Raw genomic sequence first — 13,330 nt, forward strand, 5'->3', positions numbered from 1 at the left:
AACGTCAATGTCGCCCTTTTGTCCCCCGCACATGGACGAAAGGACTACGCGATCCGTCTTTCTCGGGCGATGAGTTCTCCCGCCGCCGGCGGTCCCAGGGCCGAGCGCGGACCGCGCACCCGCACGGCGAAGGAGCTCGAACGTGACCGTGAGCGCCAGTTTCTGCATGTCCCTGGACGGCAGGCTCGAGCGGGTCGAGGTGGTCGAGGGCAGTGGCGTGACCCACCAGCGATACCGGATGCGCTACCGCTGACCGCCCGGCTGGGACAGTTCGCCGGACGGCGTGGCGGACGGCTGTGCGGCGGGGGGTGCGGCCGTACGGCGGGCCAGCCCGATGACGCCGGCGGTCATGACCAGGGCGGCCGCGGCGACCACGACGACGCCGACCGTGCCGGAGCGGAAGGCCTCGTCGAAGACGACGACGCCGGCGATGGCGGCGACGATGGGGTTGGAGACGCTGACCGTGGCCAACGGCGCGGCCAGGCCGGCGCCCCGGTAGGAGAACTGGCCCAGCAGGTATCCACCGATGGCGAAGAGCACGACCATGGCCAGGACGAAGATGGAGACCGAGCGGAGGCCACCGTCGGTGACGGTGCCGATCACGGCTTTGGAGAGCACCGACGAGATGCCGAAGGCGGTGCCGGCGGCCGCGGCCAGCAGGACGCCGCGCATGCGAGGGCCGCAGCGCCAGGCCAGCAGGGTGAGCACGCCGACGGCGCCGACGGTGATCAGAGAGAGCTCGCGGCCCTCGGCCGTGGTGAGCAGGGCCGGACGGCCGGACTCGACCGACAGCGACATGATCACGGCCAGGCCGGCCACCGTGAGCATGGCGTCGGCCCAGGCGGCGGCGCTGATCCGCACGCCGTAGCGGAGGCGAGCGATGGGGAGCGCGAACAGCAGAGTCAGCGTGCCCAGGGCCTGTACGACCGCGACCGTGCCGAAGTCGAGGGCGACCACGTGCAGGCCGACGCCGCCGGCGGTCAGCAGCAGCGCGGCGGCCCAGCGGGAGAGGCCGCGCTGGCCGTGCTCGGCCAGGCGCTCCTGCGCCACCGCCGCCGCGGCATAGCTGGCGGCGGACAGCACCGACAGCACGACCGCCCACCCCAGCGAAGCCACCCTTCGAGTCTGCCAGAACTTCGCGCCCACAAGTCCGGCAAAGAGCGCGGAAACGGGCGGTGACCCCAGTCCGGCCAAAATGGGGTCGCCCCCTCGGAAGGCGAACTGCCACGATCGGCTCATGGTGTCTGCGTCGGGGAAAAGGATCACGTGGCTCGAGCTGCCGGAGACCGTACGAACGCGGATCGAGCGCATCATCGGTGGCGGCCCGGTGGTCACGGCCGTGTCCCAGCCCGGCGGCTTCTCGCCGGGCAGCGCCGACCGGGTGGTCACCGAGTCGGGGCGGCGGGCCTTCGTCAAGGCCGTCACCCCGGCCGTCAACGCCCGCTCGGCCGAACTGGCGCGCGACGAGATGCGCATCACAGCGATGCTGCCGGAGCGGGTGCCCGCACCCCGGCTGATCGACGGTTTCGACGACGGCGACTGGGTGGTCCTGGTGCTCGAGGACGTGGCGGGCACCCACCCCCGTACACCCTGGGTCGCCAGCGAGATCGACGCCGCCGTGACGGCCCTCGCCGAGCTGGACCAGGCGCTCACGCCGGCGCCCGCGGGTCTGAAGAACGCCGGTGACCTGTTCGCCGAGGACTTCGCGGGATGGGACCGGGTGGCCGCCGACCCGCCGGCCGGCCTCGACCCCTGGGAGAGCGACCACCTGCCCGAGCTGCGGGCCGCCGCCGAGCGGACCGTGGCCCGGCTGCGGACCGGGGACACGGTCGCGCACTGCGACATCCGGGCCGACAACATGATCGTCCGCCCGGACGGCCGGGTGATCATCGTGGACTGGCCGTGGGCGGCGGTCGCCCCGCGGTGGTGGAACCGCGTCGACCTCGCGGCGAACGTCTGGGTGCACGGCGGCGATCCCGAACGGGTGATCGAAGGTATCGACCGGCGGATCGTGACCGACGCGTTCGCCGCGCTCGCGGGCATGTTCCGCGACGTCTGCCGGCAGCCTCCGCCGCCGGGCATACCGACCGTACGGGCCTTCCAGCGGTGGCAGGCCGACGAGCTCCAGCGCTGGTTGAAGGCCGAGATGTGAACTGAAGAAAGGTCACCTCCGTACCCGTGCCCGCGACGCGGAACCACCAGATGGGAGGTCGAGCACACCCGCCCGGGCGGGTCACCAGAGGGCTATAGGCTGGGAAGTCGGGCTTCGGCGTGGCGGCCCGGACGGCCCACACTTCCTCACGGAACGGAACACGATGATCGACGAGGCCAAGGTGCGAGTCCTACTACTGGAGAGCATCCATCCCGACGCGGTGACCCGGCTCGAGTCCGAGGGATACGCCGTCGAGTCCGTCCGTAACGCCCTCGACGAGTCCGAGCTGATCGAGCGCATCCGCGGGGTGCACCTGCTGGGCATCCGGTCCAAGACCAAGGTCAGCGCCAAGGCGCTCGAGGCCGCGGACAAGCTCGTCGCGATCGGCGCCTTCTGCATCGGCACCGACCAGATCGACCTGACCGCCGCCTCCGCCGGTGGCGTCGCGGTCTTCAACGCGCCGTTCTCCAACACGCGCTCGGTGGTCGAGCTGGCCATCGCCGAGATCATCGCGATGACGCGGCGGCTCACCGAGAAGAACGCGCTCATGCACCAGGGCGTCTGGGACAAGTCGGCCGACGGCGCCCACGAGATCCGCGGCCGCCGCCTCGGCATCGTCGGCTACGGCAACATCGGCACCCAGCTCTCCGTGCTGGCGGAAAACCTCGGCATGCACGTGTCGTTCTACGACACCGCCGACAAGCTGGCGCTGAGCAACGCGCACCGCTGCGCCTCGATCGAGGAGCTGCTGGAGACCAGCGACATCGTCACCATCCACGTCGACGGCCGCCCCGGCAACGCCGGCTTCTTCGGTGCCGAGCAGTTCAAGCGGATGCGCGAGGGCGCCCTGTTCCTGAACCTCTCGCGCGGCATCGTGGTCGACCACGTCGCCCTGCGCGAGGCCCTGGAAAGCGGCCACCTGGCCGGCGCCGCGGTCGACGTCTTCCCGACCGAGCCCAAGGGCCGGGGCGACGAGTTCGTCTCCGAGCTGCGCGGCCTGCCCAACGTCATCCTCACCCCGCACATCGGCGGGTCGACCGAGGAGGCGCAGTCCGACATCGGCGCTTTCGTGGCCAACAAGCTGGCCACCTTCGTCGAGGAGGGCAACACGACGCTCAGCGTGAACCTCCCCGGCGTCGCCCTGCCCGAGCAGGCCGGGCAGAGCCGCATCGGTCACGTGCACGTCAACACCCCGGGCGTGCTGGCCCAGGTCAACAGCATCCTGGCCGAGCACAAGGTGAACGTCGAGGGCCAGCTGCTGAGCACCCGCGGCGAGTACGGCTACCTGATCACCGACATCAGCGGTGACTTCAGCGACGAGGTGCTCGACCGGCTGCGGGCCATGGAGCAGACGGTCCGCCTGCGCGTTCTCTCCTGACCGCCGGGCCGGCCTTTTCCGAAAGGCCGGCCCGTCCCTCAGGCGTTGGCCACGGTCAGCGTCGTGATCGGGGCGCCCGCGCCCACGTCGTAGCGGTTCGGCACCGCCCAGTCCTTCGGGGTGAGCGTGGAGCCGGCGGCGACGTCCTTCAGGGTCCGCGTCCCGGCCACGACGGTCTGCGCCCCGCCGCCGACCTTGACCCGTACCGGGCTGTCGGCCGGCGACTTCAGCGCCAGCTTCTCCACCGCACCATTGATCTTGATCGGTACCGTGCCGGACGGCCGCGACAGCGTGAGCTGGGCCGAACGCATCCCGCCGACCATCTCGAGGCCGCTGATCTGGCCGCCGCTGAGGTTGATGACCTGCTCCTCGGCGTAGCCGGAGAAGCGCAACTGCCAGTTGACCTTCGCGGCCAGCACCACGTCGACCTCGCCGCCGGTGCCGTCGCCGTCGCGGGTCACCTGGAGCTTCACGTCGTCGTCGCGCACGATCGGGCTGGGCAGGATGCCGGCGTCCTCCGGGGTGGAGATGCGGTAAAGGTCGTCGCCGAGCTCACCGATGGACAGGGTGACCTTGTTGGTGGCGGCGAGCAATTCAAAGCTTGCTTTCGTACGGTTGTCGAGCGGCGCGGTGGCGGTGCGTTTACCGTTCTCGCCGGCGCCGAGCTGGAGCACGCTGTCGAGGTCGTCGTCGGAGCCGGTGAAGTAGACGACGCCGACGATGCTGCCGGCGACCAGCACGATCAGGCTCATCACGAGGATGCCGACCGTGACGCCCCGGGGCTGACGAGGCGCGGCGGCCGGCGGCGTGGGACGCGGCGCGCCGGTGGGCTGGGGCCGTACGGCCGGGCGCTCCCCGATCTCGGTGAGGCCGGCACCCCGGAAGCCCGCATTCGGGAACAGCGCCGGTCTTTCACCAGTGTCCGAAATGCCCAGTCGTCGCTCGGCCGTGTCCCCCATCCGGCGGATGGGAAGCTCCACCGCGATCGGAGCCGGCTCGGCACTGCTCATCGGAGCGGATTCTGGACGGCTCATCGAAGCCGGCTCGGCCCGGCTGACCGGGGCCGCCTCGAAACGGCTGACCGGGGCCGCCTCAGGACGGCCTATGGAAGCCGCCTCGGGACGGCCGGTCGGGGCCGGTGAGGTCGGCGAGGCCGGATGCCGTACCGGTGAGATCGGGCCGTCGGTGAAACCGAACGACGCGCGGCTCGGCGCCTCCTCGGCCGGGCCGGACGGCGGCTCCCCGGCCTGCATGCTGCCGTTGAACCACGACGGCTCCTCGGCCTCCGGCCGCGCCGGTGGCCGCCGATAGATGGTGTCTCGACTCCCCAGCCCGGGCGCCGACGGCTCGGCCACCGCCACATCGGACGGTGCCCCGCCAGCCGCTGCTCGGTCAGCTGCTGCTCGGTCCACGCGAATCCTTCCCCTGACGCCGCCATGAACAGCGGCACCCCGCAACAGGTACGGATTTCGCGTCTTCCCGGATGAGTACCGGCGATAACTACTTAGCGTTACGGTCGGCCGGGGCGGACCAGGCCCCGCCGGGTGGCGATCGCGACCGCCTCGAGCTGGCTGTGCGCGCCGAGTTTGGCCAGCACCGCCTTCACGTAGCCCCGGCACGTGTGCAGGCTGATGCCGAGCCGCCGGGCGATGGCCCGCGCGTCGAGGCCGGCCGCCATGAGCTGGAGTACCTCGTCCTCACGCGCCGTGAGGCCGCCGCCGCGGGGGCCGACGACCGGGCTGGTGCTGCGCAGCAGCCGGGCCAGGATGTCGGTGGAGACGGTCATGCCGCCGCCGTGCGCCGTCCGCAGCGCGTTCAGCACGTCGCCGAGAGCGCCGTTCTTGGACAGGAAGCCGGCCGCGCCGGCCGCCGTGGCCCGGCCGACCAGAGCCTGCTCCTCGGAGGCAGTGAGGATCACCACACGGGTGTCCGGCTGGCGCACGCGAAGCAGTTCCGCGATGGCAATACCGTCCGCATCGGACAAATCGGGGTCGAGCAGGATCACGTTCGGCTTGAGCTCCGCCGCCAGCCGCAGCGCCTCGGCACCCGTGAGCGCGTGGCCCACGTACTGGAGGTCGGGCTGCCCGGCCAGGGCGTGTCCCAGCAGCTCGGCGAACGTCTGGTGGCCGTCCACGACGAGAACGCTGATCGCATCGCCGTTAATCATGCGCCACCTTTCTCTCAACCGGACCCGTGGAAGTCTAAGGAGTACCGGCTCTCATCTTTGCCCTACCAATAGACGGCGGCGGCACCGGGCCGGATCCGTTCCACCGGTACGCCCGATGATCGGTTGAGGCCAAGCGGCCGTGATCACCAGTCTTTCGGGTGATTCGACCCCCCGCATTGGGGCTTGCCGCCCTGGCTTCCTCGCTTGCAAAGTTCCGAAACATGTTCGACATCCAGCTTTTCGGCCGCGTCGAGGTCCGAACCAGAGGGATCCTCCTGGTCGGTCCCGATTTCGGCGGAGATCGCCAGCGCCACCTGTTCGCCCTGCTCGCGTTGCGGGGTCCGCAGTCGACGGCGGAGCTGGCGGAGACGCTGGAAGAAAAGAAGAAAGACATCGAGTCGGACATGTCGGCCCTCCGGGCCACGATGGAGCCGGTCGTCCGCCACCACCGTGGACGCTGGTCGCTCGACCCCGACCAGGTGCGGGTCGACGTCCACCGCTTCGACGAGCTGATCGCCGCCGCCGAGGGCCGCCCGGCCGACCGCGCGGCCAAGCCGCTGACGGCGGCCGCCTTCCTGGCCACCCGTCCCCTGCTCGAGGACGAGGACGTGCCGTGGGCGGCCGAGGCGCGCGCCGAATACCGCGCGAAGCTCGTCATGGCCAGCGCCGGGAGCAGCACAATCACTGTGTGAAGGTCGAGACCACGCTCCTGCCCGTCCCGCTGGCGCCGGAGATCCGCCTGTATCTCGCCGACCGTGGGGTCGGCCTGTTCGATCTGACCGGCGGCGAGTTCCGCAGCGACGAGCCGCCGCCGTTCTGGGCCTTCGTCTGGGCCGGCGGCCAGGCCCTGGCCCGCTACCTGCTCGACCATCCGGGCACGGTCGCCGGCCGGGCGGTGCACGATCTGGCCACCGGCAGCGGCGTCGCCGCGATCGCGGCCGCCCTGGCCGGCGCGGCCACCACCGCCGCCACCGATCTCGATCCGGCCGCCGCCGAGGCCGCCCAGCGCAACGCCGCGGCCAACGGCGTCACCCTGAGTACGCAACCCCCGGCCACCACCGACCTTCTCCTCGCCGGCGACGTCTTCTACAGCCCCGCGGTCGCCCCGGCCATGACGGCCACCCTGCGCGCCGCCCGCCGAGAAAACACCGAGGTCCTGGTTGGGGACCCCGGCCGGGGGTACTTCCCGGAACGGCTCTTCGAAAGAGTGGCCGAGTACGTCGTGCCCGTGCCGGCCGCGCTGGAGGAGACGGAGACGCTCGTCACAGGCGTCTGGCGTATGCGCTGATCGTCACCCTCGGTCGACCAAATCGAGATGCTTTCACCAACCAATCAGTTGTAGTGTGCACGCATCCAATAGACCTACCTCAGGACGGCCCGCCGTGGACGCGCTCCCGCAATTAGCCGAGGAACTTGTGCGGTTCCACCGACTCGCGACGCGGAGCAGGAGCATCCTCAGTGTCGGAGACCTCGGTGCGGAGTTCTCCGCCCTGATGCTGCTGTTCCCGCTGCGGCACCGGGGTCCGATGCGCGCCACCGACCTGGCCGAGATCAAGCAGGCCGACCCCTCCACGATCAGCCGTCAGGTGGCGCAACTGGTGAAGGCGGGCCTCGCCCGCCGCGAGGCCGACCCGGTGGACGGCCGGGCGTCACGACTCGCCATCACCGACGCCGGGCTCGCCGCCTGCGAACAGCTCGAGCAGGCGCGCCAGGCCTGGCTCCGCGAGGCGCTCGACGGGTGGCCGGAAGACCGGATCGCCACCTTCGCCGGCCTCTTCGAACAATTCAACAGCTCGGTCGAGGCGCTCCTGCGCCACGATCCGGCCGCGACACCACCACCACGGGAGAACGCGTGAGCAACCCCACGACGAAACCATCGGCCGTGGAATTCACCCACCGGCAGATCCTCACCATCCTCGGCGGCCTGATGATGGGCATGTTCCTCGCCGCGCTGGACCAGACCATCATGGCGACGGCCACCCGTACGATCGCCGACGACCTGCACGGCTTCAACATCCAGGCCTGGGCCACCACGGCCTTCCTGATCACGTCGACGATCTCGACCCCGCTGTACGGCAAGCTCTCCGACCTGTACGGCCGTCGCCCGTTCTTCCTGTTCGCCATCGGCATCTTCGTGGTCGGCTCGTTCCTCTGCGGCCTCTCCCAGAACATGTACGAGCTGGCGGCGTTCCGCGCCATCCAGGGCATCGGCGCCGGCGGCCTCATGTCGCTGGCCCTGGCGATCATCGGCGACATCGTGCCGCCCCGCGAGCGCGCCAAGTACCAGGGTTACTTCCTGGCCGTCTTCGGCACCGCGAGCGTGCTCGGCCCGATCCTGGGCGGCTTCTTCGCGGGTGCCGACACCATCCTGTGGGTCGACGGCTGGCGCTGGGTCTTCTACCTGAACGTCCCGATCGGCATCGCGGCCATGGCCGTCGTGGCCCGGGTGCTGCACCTGCCGCACACCCGCGTCGACCACCGCATCGACTGGCCCGGCGCGGTCGCCCTGATCGTCGGCCTGGTGCCGCTGCTGACCGTGGCCGAGCAGGGCCGCGACTGGGGCTGGGACTCGGGGCGGGCGTTCGCCTGCTACATCATCGGCGCGATCGGCCTCGTCGCGTTCGTGCTCGCCGAACGGGCGTACGGGGACGAAGCTCTGCTGCCTTTGCGGCTCTTCCGTAACCGGACGATCGCCGTCGGCGCCACCTCCAGCACGATCCTCGGCATGGCCATGTTCGGCGGCCTGATGACCGTGCCGCTGTACCTGCAGATCGTGAAGGGCTCGTCGGCCACCATGGCCGGCCTGCAGATGATCCCGTTCGTCTTCGGCATCATGTCCGGCTCGATCATCTCCGGCCAGCTCATCGCCCGGACCGGCCGCTACCGCATCTTCCCGATCATCGGCAGCACGCTGATGGTGGCCTCGCTCGGCCTGTTCGCCACGATCGGCGCCGACACCCCGCTCTGGCGCACCATGCTGATCATGGTGCTGATGGGCCTCGGCCTGGGCGGCAACATGCAGCCCATGATCACGGCGGTGCAGAACGCGGTCTCGCCGCGGGAGATCGGCGTGGCGACCAGCTCGGTGACGTTCTTCCGTTCGATGGGCGGCACCCTGGGCACCGCGATCTTCCTGTCGGTCCTGTTCAACGTCCTGCCCGGCAAGATCAGCGACGCCTTCACGGCGGCCCGCGCGACGCCCGAGTTCCAGCAGGCCCTGCAGGCCAACCCGGCCCAGGCGCAGACGCTCCAGCAGGCGACCGCCGGCGGCGGCGACCTGAACGACACGTCGTTCCTGAGCAAGCTCTCGGACGTGATCGCCCACCCGTTCAAGGTCGGCTTCTCCGACGGCATCCAGATCGTCTTCCTGCTGGCCCTGGCCGTCATGGTCATCGGCCTGATCGTCGTCTTCTTCCTGCCCGAGATCCCGCTGAGCCTGCGCTCGGCCCAGCAGCAGCGGGCCGACGACATCCTGGCCGCCGAGAACAGCGACGGCGTCCCCGGCGAGGTAGGCGCGGGCCCACTGCGCGACAAGCCGGCCGAGGTAGGCGCGGGCTCACTGCGCGACAAGCCGGCTGAGGGCGGCGCGGGCCTGCTGCGCGACAAGCCGGCCGACGCCGAGGCGGGACCGCTGAGCGACGAACCGGGCGAGGTCGAGGCGGGAACGCTGCGCGACAAGCCGGGCACGACGGAGGCAATTCGCTGACGGCGTTTCAGTGACACGGGAGGCGGGGACATTCCGCCTCCCGTTTCGCATTTCCGGCGCGTGGGCGGGCCTGTGGATAACTCGAGGGCCCGGCGAGGCGGCGCAGTAGCGTTGCGGCATGGCTGTTGTGAAGATCAACGCGATTGACGTTCCCGAGGGCGCCGGCCCCGAGTTGGAGAAGCGGTTCGCCGCCCGGCAGGGCGCCGTGGAGAACGCGCCCGGTTTCCTGTCGTTCGAGCTGCTGCGCCCGGTCGCGGGCGAGACCCGCTACTTCGTTTACACGCGCTGGGAGACCGAGGAGGACTTCCAGGCCTGGTCGGCCGGCAGCGGCCGCGCCGCCCACTCCGGCGAACGCGCCAAGCCCGTAGCCAGCGGCGCGTCCCTGCTCGAGTTCGACGTCGTCCAGCGCGTCGACAAGGCCTGACGCATCCCCCTGCCGTGCGCTCCTGAGACGTGCCGGGCGGCTGCCGTGACCAGCCGATCAGCCACGACGTGCGGGCGTGCTTCTGAGACGTTCCGGGCGCGCTTGTGAGACGTTCCGGGCGCGCTTGTGAGACGTTCCGGGCGCGCTTGTGAGACGTTCCGGGCGCGCTTGTGAGACGTTCCGGGCCCGCTTCTCAGACGTGCCGCGCTCCCCAGGCGTGGCGGGCGCGCTCTCAAACGTGCCGGGTCCGCTTCTCAGACGTGCCGTGCTTCCCAGGCGTGGCGGGCGGGCGCGCTCTCAAACGGGCCGGGTCCGCTTCTCAGACATGCCGGCGCGCTCTTGAGATGTGCCGGGGCGCTTCTGAGACGAGCCGGCGCGCTCTTGAGATGGGCCGGGGCGCTTCTGAGACGTGCCGCGCGCACTCCCCGGGCGTGGTGGGCGCACGCGCTTCTCACGCGTGAGGGGCCCCTTCAGGCCTGACGGACGTGCCCTTCAAACGGGACGGGCGTGCCTGTCAGGCGTTGCGGGCGGCGGCGGTGACGAGGCGGTCGGCTACGGCGTGGCGGTCGAGGCCCAGGCGCTGGGCGGTGTCGCGGAGGACGTCGTGGGCCTCGCGGACGCCGCAGCCGCGCTGGGCGATGATGACGCCGATGGCGTGGTCGACGGTGGCGCCGGCGCTGAGGGCGTCGCGGCGGCGTAGCTCGTCGAGCAGGACCTCGGCCTGGTTGGCCAGGGCCATGGCGGTCAGCAGGCGGTCGGGGCCGGGCGCGCCGGGCTCGTCGAAGTAGAGGCTGAGGGCGCCCACCTCGGCCCGGGGGAGGTCGAGGGGTACGGCGGCGACCGCCCGTATGCCCTCGGCGCGCGCGGCCTCGGCCAGTTCGGGCCAGCGCTGGTCGGCGGCCAGATCCGGGACCGTGACGAGGGTGCGGGTGCGGGCGGCTTCGAGGCCGGGGCCGGTGGTGCCCTGTGCGTACTGGAGGGCGTCCACGCCCGCGCCGGCGGGGCCGTGACCGGCCTGGGAGACGGGGGCGCCCTCGCCGATCAGGGCCACCGAGCAGCGGACCGTGCCGGGCACCGCTCCCGCGGTGAACTCGGCGAGCCTGTCCAGGGCCGGGGTGAAACCCTCGGCCGAGAGCAGCCGGGCCGACAGCTCGTGCAGCAGGCCCGCCAGTTCCAGCGGGTGGGGGCCGGCCGGGGGCGGGGTCGCGGGTGTGCGGGTGCGCCCGGGCCGGGTGAGAACTCGGGCGGGTCCACGCTGCGGGGGCGAAACCCGGCGATTTGGGGCAGGCACGCGGGGCATCCTGCCATGACCATCGACGAACACGTAAGTCTTGTGCCTCTACCGGGTGGTTTCGCCGTTTTGGGCGGCCTGCCCGGAGCTGCGCTGCTCCAGGAACGAGTCGGGGGCCGCGCCCGGGTTCTCCTCGCGCTCGTCCGACTCCGCGAGGATCGCTTCCGCCTGCGCCCGCGGGTCGTCGCTGCCCCCGCTCACCCGCTCCTCGGGGAGCAGATCGGCGGCGCGCTGCCCGATCCGGTCATCAGTCATGGGAGATCGAGTACCCGCGCGGACGGGGACCGCAAACCGCCGAGGAAAAGGTTGCGCCGCCCCCGGCGGACCGGGAGCGGCGCGATGTCGGTGTGCAGGTCGCCTCGCGGCGAGTGGCTCATCACGGCTCCAGCCGAACGGTATTCCGTGAAGGCAATGGGTGAGGCCCGGGGACACTGGGCACACCGACATCTGCTCTCAACGGTCGGAACGCGGGCCTGATTCCATTAGCTCATGTGACGCCGGTCACAGAGTTTGCCCTGGGGTACGAGGGGTAGTCCTCCGGCCGTGAGCGATGAGTTTCGTGAGCTGGACACCTTCCTGGACGACGCCTTCGACGCACAGGAGCGGCTCAGCAGCGCCGACCTCCAGCGGCGGGCGATCGCGTCCGATCTGCCGGCCACCGCGATGACCCGGATCGACGCGCTTCCGGAGGGCGAGTACGCGCAGGACGAGGCCGCGGAAGCGCTCCGGGCCCTCGAAGTCTGACCAGGGAGAGGTACGGGCGTGGAGCCGATCGGCGATCCGGACGAGCAGGAAGACTTCGCGGCGGAGCACGACTCCACGGCCGTGGACGAGCAGATCACCGCGGACGAGGACGACGGCGAGACCGAGGGGCCCCGCGGGTGGTCCGGCCTCGAGCAGGACGGACCACCCTGAGGCTCAGTCCTTTTCCGCCGCGTGCTTGGCGATGTCGTACGCCATCTGCAGGAAGTCGGAGACGGCGGTGGCCGTCAAGGTGGTGGCGGCCAGCCGGGTCAGGCGCGGCGCCAGGACCAGGCCGCCGGTGAGGCCGGTGGCCACCCAGACCGCCAGGCAGAACGGGCATGTGATGAGCTCGCCGACGCCGTGCTTCAGGGAGCTGTGCTGGTCGCGTACCTCTTCGTTGAGTTCCGCCGCCCCGGCCGGCTCGCTGTAGCGGGTGAACGGGGCCCTCAGCGGGCTGGTGACCGCGTCCTTGGCGATCAGCCGGCTCAGCTTGTGGGTGGCTATGGACAGGAGGGCCACGTCGCCCAGCGAGGGGCGTTCGGGCGCCGGCTTGCCGGTGACCTTCGCGGCCGCGGCCAGGCTGGCGGCCAGGGCGGTGAAGGTTCCCATGGCGGCGAGATAGCCGGCGAGCGGGCGATGTTCGTGCGGGGCGTACGACTGGCCGACGCGCGCCAACCGGGCGCGCAGCGTCTCGGTCAAGAAATTCTCCTAGCTAGAAGTCCTGGGTGAGGCGGTCCGGGTCCACCTCGCGCCCGGGATAGCGGGCCATGTACTCGGTCTCGAGCTCGGCGGTCCGCTTGAAGTGGTTCGCCAATGCCGCGTCGGGGCCGTGCCGCAGGGTGGCGAGCCGCGTGCGATAGAGGCTGGACAGCTCGCGGAACAGGTCCTCGTCCCCCAGTCCGGCGGGGTCGATCCCGTTCTCCATGAGCGGCGCCGAGGCATCCCGGGCGTCGGTCATCGTGCACCTCCGTAGACGACGTGGCCTTGCTGTGCTCCGACGGTTGCCCATGCGGACGGGGGTCAAACCCACGCCGGTACGCTCAAGGGCATGAAGGGCCTGTGGACTCCGGCGTGGATCGCCCGCCATGTCCTGGCGCTGGTCCTGTTCCTGGGGTGCCTGGTGCTGGGCTGGTGGCAGTTCACCCGGGCGAGCGGCGGCAACGCGATCAGCTGGGGCTACACGTTCGAATGGCCGGTCTTCGCGGGTTTCGTGGTCTTTCTCTGGTGGCGCGAGGTGCAACTGGCCCGGCGCAAGCTCGACCCGGCGCGCGGTGACGAGCCCGAGCCCGAAAGGCTTCCAGGTACGGCTGTTACGGTCGGCCGGCCGGTCCGGGTGGCCGTGCGCCCCGCCGCGGACGCCGAAGATCCCGAGACGGCCGCCTACAACGACTATCTGGCCTGGCTCAAGGCCCACCCGGGGGCCCGGCCGGGCGATTACCCGGGCCCGAAGTAGAGAAGAAGGACGTGC

At 71.0% G+C, this 13,330-nt stretch carries 17 protein-coding genes; 10 read left to right on the plus strand and 7 right to left on the minus strand.

All coding sequences use genetic code 11. The features are described from left to right. Nucleotides 1–243: 243 nt before the first annotated feature. Entirely contained in the window at nt 244–1,116 is an 873-nt protein-coding gene (locus tag ACGFJ7_RS07470; RefSeq protein WP_392641397.1) for a DMT family transporter, read from the minus strand. Nucleotides 1,117–1,237: 121 nt separating this feature from the next. On the opposite strand from ACGFJ7_RS07470, the gene ACGFJ7_RS07475 reads away from it, so the two are divergent. Together ACGFJ7_RS07475 and serA are read left to right on the plus strand one after the other, a co-directional pair. After that, entirely contained in the window at nt 1,238–2,152 is a 915-nt protein-coding gene (locus ACGFJ7_RS07475; RefSeq protein ID WP_360243898.1) for an aminoglycoside phosphotransferase family protein, read from the plus strand. Between the two features lie 163 nt (nt 2,153–2,315). After that, a complete protein-coding gene (gene serA, locus ACGFJ7_RS07480) occupies nt 2,316–3,530 on the plus strand; it encodes a phosphoglycerate dehydrogenase (protein ID WP_360243901.1) in 1,215 nt (404 codons plus the stop codon). Between the two features lie 38 nt (nt 3,531–3,568). On the opposite strand, the gene ACGFJ7_RS07485 is transcribed toward serA, so the two are convergent. Beyond that, entirely contained in the window at nt 3,569–4,885 is a 1,317-nt protein-coding gene (locus tag ACGFJ7_RS07485; RefSeq protein ID WP_392641400.1) for a hypothetical protein, read from the minus strand. Nucleotides 4,886–5,040: 155 nt separating this feature from the next. After that, on the minus strand, nt 5,041–5,697 hold the full coding sequence (locus tag ACGFJ7_RS07490) for a response regulator transcription factor (protein WP_360243910.1): 657 nt from the start codon (nt 5,695–5,697) through the stop codon (nt 5,041–5,043). Nucleotides 5,698–5,918: 221 nt separating this feature from the next. Here ACGFJ7_RS07490 and ACGFJ7_RS07495 point away from each other — a divergent pair, with 221 nt between their 5' ends. From ACGFJ7_RS07495 to ACGFJ7_RS07515, 5 genes are all read left to right on the plus strand, one after another. After that, nucleotides 5,919–6,389: a hypothetical protein gene (locus ACGFJ7_RS07495; RefSeq protein ID WP_392641402.1), complete on the plus strand. Its 471-nt coding sequence runs from the start codon at nt 5,919–5,921 to the stop codon at nt 6,387–6,389. Beyond that, a complete protein-coding gene (locus tag ACGFJ7_RS07500; RefSeq protein ID WP_392641404.1) occupies nt 6,386–6,985 on the plus strand; it encodes a class I SAM-dependent methyltransferase in 600 nt (199 codons plus the stop codon). The genes ACGFJ7_RS07495 and ACGFJ7_RS07500 overlap by 4 nt, the downstream gene beginning before the upstream one ends. 94 nt (nt 6,986–7,079) lie before the next feature. Beyond that, on the plus strand, nt 7,080–7,553 hold the full coding sequence (locus ACGFJ7_RS07505) for a MarR family winged helix-turn-helix transcriptional regulator (protein ID WP_392641406.1): 474 nt from the start codon (nt 7,080–7,082) through the stop codon (nt 7,551–7,553). Beyond that, nucleotides 7,550–9,403, plus strand: a complete 1,854-nt coding sequence (locus tag ACGFJ7_RS07510; RefSeq protein ID WP_392641408.1) for an MDR family MFS transporter — start codon at nt 7,550–7,552, stop codon at nt 9,401–9,403. The genes ACGFJ7_RS07505 and ACGFJ7_RS07510 overlap by 4 nt, the downstream gene beginning before the upstream one ends. 118 nt (nt 9,404–9,521) lie before the next feature. Continuing rightward, nucleotides 9,522–9,827, plus strand: coding sequence for an antibiotic biosynthesis monooxygenase (locus ACGFJ7_RS07515; RefSeq protein WP_360243926.1), 306 nt, complete (start codon nt 9,522–9,524; stop codon nt 9,825–9,827). Nucleotides 9,828–10,341: 514 nt separating this feature from the next. On the opposite strand, the gene ACGFJ7_RS07520 is transcribed toward ACGFJ7_RS07515, so the two are convergent. After that, complete coding sequence (locus ACGFJ7_RS07520) at nt 10,342–11,118, minus strand: ANTAR domain-containing protein (RefSeq protein ID WP_392641410.1); 777 nt, start codon at nt 11,116–11,118, stop codon at nt 10,342–10,344. A 48-nt stretch (nt 11,119–11,166) separates the two neighbouring features. Then, nucleotides 11,167–11,373 (minus strand): hypothetical protein, encoded by a 207-nt coding sequence (locus tag ACGFJ7_RS07525; protein ID WP_360243932.1) that lies wholly within the window; start codon nt 11,371–11,373, stop codon nt 11,167–11,169. A gap of 288 nt (nt 11,374–11,661) precedes the next feature. Between ACGFJ7_RS07525 and ACGFJ7_RS07530 the strand changes: the two genes are divergently transcribed. Both ACGFJ7_RS07530 and ACGFJ7_RS07535 read left to right on the plus strand, forming a co-directional pair. Beyond that, nucleotides 11,662–11,862 carry a hypothetical protein gene (locus ACGFJ7_RS07530; RefSeq protein ID WP_360243935.1) on the plus strand — a complete coding sequence of 67 codons (201 nt, stop codon included), beginning with the start codon at nt 11,662–11,664 and terminating at the stop codon, nt 11,860–11,862. An 18-nt stretch (nt 11,863–11,880) separates the two neighbouring features. Then, nucleotides 11,881–12,033 (plus strand): hypothetical protein, encoded by a 153-nt coding sequence (locus ACGFJ7_RS07535; RefSeq protein ID WP_360246560.1) that lies wholly within the window; start codon nt 11,881–11,883, stop codon nt 12,031–12,033. 3 nt (nt 12,034–12,036) lie between these two features. On the opposite strand, the gene ACGFJ7_RS07540 is transcribed toward ACGFJ7_RS07535, so the two are convergent. Further along, nucleotides 12,037–12,561, minus strand: coding sequence for a DUF1360 domain-containing protein (locus tag ACGFJ7_RS07540; RefSeq protein ID WP_360243938.1), 525 nt, complete (start codon nt 12,559–12,561; stop codon nt 12,037–12,039). 13 nt (nt 12,562–12,574) lie between these two features. After that, nucleotides 12,575–12,820, minus strand: a complete 246-nt coding sequence (locus ACGFJ7_RS07545; protein WP_360243941.1) for a DUF6158 family protein — start codon at nt 12,818–12,820, stop codon at nt 12,575–12,577. A gap of 90 nt (nt 12,821–12,910) precedes the next feature. Here ACGFJ7_RS07545 and ACGFJ7_RS07550 point away from each other — a divergent pair, with 90 nt between their 5' ends. Then, nucleotides 12,911–13,315 (plus strand): hypothetical protein, encoded by a 405-nt coding sequence (locus tag ACGFJ7_RS07550; protein ID WP_360243944.1) that lies wholly within the window; start codon nt 12,911–12,913, stop codon nt 13,313–13,315. Nucleotides 13,316–13,330: the final 15 nt, after the last annotated feature.

This window comes from Actinoplanes sp. NPDC048988, from assembly GCF_043197815.1.
Taxonomy (GTDB): domain Bacteria; phylum Actinomycetota; class Actinomycetes; order Mycobacteriales; family Micromonosporaceae; genus Actinoplanes.

Bases quoted from the DNA above. Each gene is read 5' to 3' on its own strand.
- ACGFJ7_RS07475 (WP_360243898.1), top strand. From the start codon at position 1,238: ATGGTGTCTGCGTCGGGGAAAAGGATCACGTGGCTCGAGCTGCCGGAG.
- serA (WP_360243901.1), top strand. From the start codon at position 2,316: ATGATCGACGAGGCCAAGGTGCGAGTCCTACTACTGGAGAGCATCCAT.
- ACGFJ7_RS07490 (WP_360243910.1), bottom strand. From the start codon at position 5,697: ATGATTAACGGCGATGCGATCAGCGTTCTCGTCGTGGACGGCCACCAG.
- ACGFJ7_RS07495 (WP_392641402.1), top strand. From the start codon at position 5,919: ATGTTCGACATCCAGCTTTTCGGCCGCGTCGAGGTCCGAACCAGAGGG.
- ACGFJ7_RS07515 (WP_360243926.1), top strand. From the start codon at position 9,522: ATGGCTGTTGTGAAGATCAACGCGATTGACGTTCCCGAGGGCGCCGGC.
- ACGFJ7_RS07525 (WP_360243932.1), bottom strand. From the start codon at position 11,373: ATGACTGATGACCGGATCGGGCAGCGCGCCGCCGATCTGCTCCCCGAG.
- ACGFJ7_RS07545 (WP_360243941.1), bottom strand. From the start codon at position 12,820: ATGACCGACGCCCGGGATGCCTCGGCGCCGCTCATGGAGAACGGGATC.
- ACGFJ7_RS07550 (WP_360243944.1), top strand. From the start codon at position 12,911: ATGAAGGGCCTGTGGACTCCGGCGTGGATCGCCCGCCATGTCCTGGCG.